The sequence below is a fragment of the Pediococcus parvulus genome (genome assembly GCF_007990205.1).
GTDB classification, from domain to species: domain Bacteria; phylum Bacillota; class Bacilli; order Lactobacillales; family Lactobacillaceae; genus Pediococcus; species Pediococcus parvulus.
This window is the reverse complement of sequence record NZ_BJWE01000066.1, coordinates 1-4,940: the sequence shown is the minus strand read 5'-3', so window position 1 is coordinate 4,940 and position 4,940 is coordinate 1. Positions and strand designations below refer to the sequence as shown.

Below are 4,940 nucleotides of genomic sequence, written 5' to 3'. Positions count from 1 at the left end.
GAAATGAGAAGATCTTGGGTTCTTTTTTTGTGCAGTGAGTGAGATAAAGTGGTAACAAATAGAATCTAAGTTCGCCGTAAGCCGGGAGAGTTCCCCGCAGTAGGCGAACTTAGATTCTATTTATTACTTTATCGAACTGTCCTAAACTAAATTAGAGAACAGAAAGACATGCCGAATGCGGAATGTGTTCACGTGAACAGATATGGATAAGTTTACTATTTTAACCTCTTAATTTCTTCTTTAAGCCCTTTTACCTCGCGCATCAGTGCCAAATTTTGTTGATAAATTTTATCCAAATTAGTTTTAGTGTTCTCTTCTTTATCATGCACGAAAAAATTTGTGATTGTACTGGTTAGCATTCCAATTAAGCCAATTCCAACAAACATTAATAAAACCGCAGCTATTTTTCCAGTGAACGTTTTTGGACTAATATCGCCATACCCAACTGTTGTAGTTGTTGTAATTGCCCACCAAATTGAGTTGGGTAAACTAACATTTTCTGCGATTGAGTACAAGCTAGAAGCGATAAATAATACAGCAATGCTGGCATAGATTACATATATAAATCCATTTGTGTTCAAAAATCTTTTAGCATTTTTAGAAAACTTACCGGTTAGGCCAATCAATCTAGTAAATTTTATAATTTTCAGTAACCTAGCAATTCTTACTAATCGAGCCACACGTAAAAATGACGCTAGTGCATTAAATGGAACAATGGCTAACAAATCAAAAATATTAGTCATAAAAAAATGTCTCTTATTTTTTGCTACCCACATTCGTGTAAAGTAATCAAAAGCAAAAACAACTAGAATTCCGTTGTCGATAAAACTAAATGGTGCCTTACCGAGATTGATTTTACTACTAAAATCAAGAATAGATAAAATGATTGATACAATGGCCAAAATAATAATTAAAACATTATATGAAACTTTATCAAAAAGTTTGGATAATTTTGTTTTCAAAAGAAACTCCTATATCTGAGGACAGCCTTACAAAAAGAGCAAAATAAAGGTCACAGCAGCTGGTAATAACTGTAATATAAAAATTTTCTTGGTTGCAGTCAAGCCGCCGTAAGTTCCTACGATCATAATAAAGAACATTAGCAGCCGCATAACTGTTAGTAAGGTTACGCCATTAAATAAGAACAATGAACTAATAATTAATAGGCCAAGGGCACCATTGTAAATACCTTGGTTGCTCAGTGCAATTTGGGCATTTTCCTGTTTCAAAAAGGTAATTGGCATATCAAATGCATTTGCTTGTGTGTGTGGACCTGCAAACATTTCTAGAAACATGATTCCTAAATGCTCAAGGCCGATTAATCCAGTCAAAATAAGCGCGAATGTTGTCATGAGTCTCCTCCTAATTTTTTAAATAACCTACCCTTGTTTCAGTATAATTGTTATTCTCATAAATTTGTAAAAAAATATTCAATTTATTAATTATAAAGAAAACATTTGATAAATAGAAGGCAATTATGCAAAACAAAAGAGATAACCGAAAGTAATTAAACAATCAGTTATCCCAAGCATATCGAGAAATAATAAAAATGGAAGTAACTATTTCAAAATCTTAAATCGATCATTATCTGATACAAATGTCTTATCGGCAGCCGGCTTTTCAATTGAGCCAAATGGCATTTGTCCACGTAATTCCCAAGTTGTGGGAATATTAAATGCAAGACGAACTTCGCCATCAATTAATGGATTATAATGTTGCAAATTGGCACCAATGTGATTATCGGCAAGTGCCGTCCAAACATTTTGTTGAGCGCCGCCAATCCCTTGTTCTGCCCAAGGAGCAATATTTGCGGCATACAAAGGTACTTGCTTTTCATAATCAGCAACAACACTGAGATCAGTAAAGTATAAAATAGTGCCATAAGCGGCTTTAAAACTGGCTACCTTTTGTTTGGTGCTGGCATATACTTGTTCGTTAGGAACTTCAGACTTTAAACGATTGGCCACAATGTCCCAGAGTTGATCATGTTTGGCACCGTATAAAATTACGGCACGGGTTGTTTGAGCATTGAATGAAGTGGGCGACTGTTTAATTGCAGTTTCAATTAATTCATTAATGTCCGCTTCGGGAAAGGTCACATTTTTACCTAAATTATAAATGGAACGACGTTGTTTTAATATATCAAGATATCTTGTATTCATTTTGAATCTTCCTCTCAATAAGATTACCTATTTATCCTACCAGCTATATTTTCGTAAGTAAAGAAGCTTTCTAATGTTTCAATGTGATTACTATTAGGTGGAAATGGTAAAAACAAATTATATGACATGGTAAAATAAATTGTTTGAGGATATAAGGGGAGAAGATAAAATGTCGATTCAGTTAAAAAAAAGGGTTTCGCAGGCAATTTTTACTATTATTGCAATACTTGCGTTGTCAACACCAGCTTATGCAAGTGCGACACACACAGTTACTGGAAATAAGGCGGTTAGCCATACTGCTAAGGTTGTTATTCGGACTTACCGTGCCAAATCGAATAAAAAAAGAATCTACACGTTAAAATCAGCAAGTCACAGTAAGTACATACTGAAGGCTAAATATTATGTACATAGTTTTAGCAAATTTACATTAGTACGTTCAGCAAAAGTAGGTGGAAAACTTTACTATGAAGTTAAGAGTCCCTCGGGATATACGGGATGGATCTGGTCGGGATATCTTGGTGATCCAACGACATACTATACTAAGCTTTCTGCAAAGACCCTCCAGGTAAAGTTAGCAGCTACGAACAATTTCTATAACCACGTGCCAGGTGGCGACTATGGAAAAGGCAAGTTAACGCACTATGGTAAGAATTATCACGGTAAAGTAGTTACGGTTACGGGAGAGGCAAAAAAAGTCTATAAGACTCACTACTTCCGTGTGTCTTATAATGGTAAAAATCTTGGCTGGGTTTACGGTGGAGCGTTGCAAAAGCCAATTGTCACCAAAAAAGTTGTAAAAAAAATATCGATCTACACACAGCCAGAGGTTGCTTTAAATGCTTTTGACAAAACAAAATATACGCATGTAAAAAATGTAAATTATTTTGTGAACGCCCCCTCTTCTTATGGGATAGCTCCAAATTATCCACATATTGTTAGTATAGCAAATACGATTAAACATGAATCTGGTGAAGGGCAAACAGATTTTACGACGGATATATATTTGCCAAGTACTTATAAAAAAAGTGGCGATTTTGGAAACGCACAAAGTATGATCATCGATGGGGATACCGCTTATGTAATGAATGAAATCCCACATACAACCACAGGCCAAGGTTTTGTAGTCAAATATAATTTGACAAAGCTTCGTGATTTAGTGAAAGACTCAAAAGATTATTCTGTATTACGGCGCGCTGCCTATAATAAACTGAATGGTAAAGCATTAACAGATGATGAAAAAGAAGCAATAACTTGTATGACGGTTGGACCAACGTTTACGACTGGTCATGGGCAATCGATGGCACTTAACCCCAAGACAAACCAAATTTGGTTTGTTGGGAAAAGTGGGTTGAGCAATGAGACAAGCAATATTCAAGAGCTTAACAAAACTACGTTGAGACCAGACAAACAAATCAACTTTAAAATGGGACAAAATCAAAATACACCCAAAAATTTAACTTTTGACAAAAATGGAAACTTTTATGAATTTGTACAGAATACTGCCGCTTGGGGGCCAAAAAACGGCGTGAAGATTTATAAAGGTAGTATTAGGTCTGATAACTCGGTACAAATTAATTTAGTGATGCAGGGCATGGAACATGCACCTGGCACTCATTCACAGTCAATCGCTTATAATGCGGTAAATGACCGGTTATATTTTGTTGCGGATGGCAGTATCTTGTCTGTACCTGTTTCAAAACTGGGCAAACTATCTGTAGGAGATGTCCGTTCAGAAAATTTCCAGTCATATGATGCAAATAACAAGAAGATTAATACACGCGAATTTGAAGGCTTAACTTTTGATGCGTCTGGAGCGGGTTACTTGCTTTCTATCCGTGGAGTTGAAATAATGAAAGCAACAAGTTCAAACTTCTAAATACGATTGATCTTTGAGGAGAAATTAACGATGGCAGCACATAGCGCAATCTATCCTTACTTAACGTTTACAAATACGAAAGAAGCACTTGAGTATTACAAAAATACGTTTGGCGCCCAAAATGTCGTGAGACTTCCAGTGACAGCTGAAGCAGCTGCAGCGATGAACGTTCCCACAAATGTTGACTTTTCACAAATGACCATGCATGCGGCGTTTACGATTTTAGGGAATTGGATTTATGCCTCAGACAATTTTGAGGGTAATGATGCATTGACCAATAGTACACGTTTATTGATCGACATCGATAGTGATGATGCTGAAAAACTTGCGGCAGCGCAAAGCTTATATGCTAGTTTGGCTAAGGAACCATCAGTCAAAATCACTATGCCATTGGCGGACCAAGGATGGGGTGCTAAACTTGCCATGTTTACAGATAAATATGGGTTAACGTGGATGCTTCAAATCCGTTCGTGGTCACAACCCAATCATGGCTAGAATTAGAGTCGTTCATCTTGTTTTGACAACTACTTTTGGGATATAATGCAGGTTATAATATGCAAAAGTGAGGTCGAACAAATGATATCGGTATTTGATGTAGTACGAATTAGTCGGATTGATCATACTGTGGTGAATAGTCACCAGTTAGTCATTACCGATGAAAATGGGAAACCGAATGGCTTGCTGACAGATCTATTAAGGGATGTTGTTGAGAAAATCAACATTTTCATGAACATTTCTTTGAGTACAACGGTGGATGATGTGTTGGTTTCTTTGAGTAATAACACCCCCTTACCGGCTGATGCGTTGGTCGAGTACGAAAAGATTTTGACTGAAACCGTCATAAACATCAATTTTGCACCTCGTAAACAAGTTATTGAGCTAGTTTTAGATCGACATTAATT

6 protein-coding genes are annotated in these 4,940 nt (G+C 36.3%); 3 read left to right on the top strand and 3 right to left on the bottom strand.

The window, feature by feature from the left end; translation table 11 throughout:
- Nucleotides 1-215: 215 nt before the first annotated feature.
- The 3 genes from PPA04_RS09090 to PPA04_RS09080 form a co-directional block, all read right to left on the bottom strand.
- Nucleotides 216-962, bottom strand: coding sequence for an ion transporter (locus tag PPA04_RS09090; RefSeq protein ID WP_057785031.1), 747 nt, complete (start codon nucleotides 960-962; stop codon nucleotides 216-218).
- A 27-nt stretch (nucleotides 963-989) separates the two neighbouring features.
- Complete coding sequence (locus PPA04_RS09085; protein WP_057785032.1) at nucleotides 990-1,352, bottom strand: DUF1304 domain-containing protein; 363 nt, start codon at nucleotides 1,350-1,352, stop codon at nucleotides 990-992.
- Nucleotides 1,353-1,559: 207 nt separating this feature from the next.
- Entirely contained in the window at nucleotides 1,560-2,162 is a 603-nt protein-coding gene (locus tag PPA04_RS09080; protein WP_057785033.1) for a nitroreductase family protein, read from the bottom strand.
- A 169-nt stretch (nucleotides 2,163-2,331) separates the two neighbouring features.
- On the opposite strand from PPA04_RS09080, the gene PPA04_RS09075 reads away from it, so the two are divergent.
- The 3 genes from PPA04_RS09075 to PPA04_RS09065 all read left to right on the top strand — a co-directional run bounded on the left by PPA04_RS09075 (nucleotide 2,332) and on the right by PPA04_RS09065 (nucleotide 4,938).
- Nucleotides 2,332-4,038 (top strand): GW dipeptide domain-containing protein, encoded by a 1,707-nt coding sequence (locus PPA04_RS09075; protein ID WP_057785034.1) that lies wholly within the window; start codon nucleotides 2,332-2,334, stop codon nucleotides 4,036-4,038.
- Nucleotides 4,039-4,068: 30 nt separating this feature from the next.
- On the top strand, nucleotides 4,069-4,533 hold the full coding sequence (locus tag PPA04_RS09070; RefSeq protein ID WP_057785035.1) for a VOC family protein: 465 nt from the start codon (nucleotides 4,069-4,071) through the stop codon (nucleotides 4,531-4,533).
- 81 nt (nucleotides 4,534-4,614) lie between these two features.
- Nucleotides 4,615-4,938 carry a hypothetical protein gene (locus PPA04_RS09065; protein ID WP_057785036.1) on the top strand — a complete coding sequence of 108 codons (324 nt, stop codon included), beginning with the start codon at nucleotides 4,615-4,617 and terminating at the stop codon, nucleotides 4,936-4,938.
- Nucleotides 4,939-4,940: the final 2 nt, after the last annotated feature.

Bases quoted from the DNA above. Each gene is read 5' to 3' on its own strand.
- PPA04_RS09085 (WP_057785032.1), bottom strand. From the start codon at position 1,352: ATGACAACATTCGCGCTTATTTTGACTGGATTAATCGGCCTTGAGCAT.
- PPA04_RS09080 (WP_057785033.1), bottom strand. From the start codon at position 2,162: ATGAATACAAGATATCTTGATATATTAAAACAACGTCGTTCCATTTAT.
- PPA04_RS09075 (WP_057785034.1), top strand. From the start codon at position 2,332: ATGTCGATTCAGTTAAAAAAAAGGGTTTCGCAGGCAATTTTTACTATT.
- PPA04_RS09070 (WP_057785035.1), top strand. From the start codon at position 4,069: ATGGCAGCACATAGCGCAATCTATCCTTACTTAACGTTTACAAATACG.
- PPA04_RS09065 (WP_057785036.1), top strand. From the start codon at position 4,615: ATGATATCGGTATTTGATGTAGTACGAATTAGTCGGATTGATCATACT.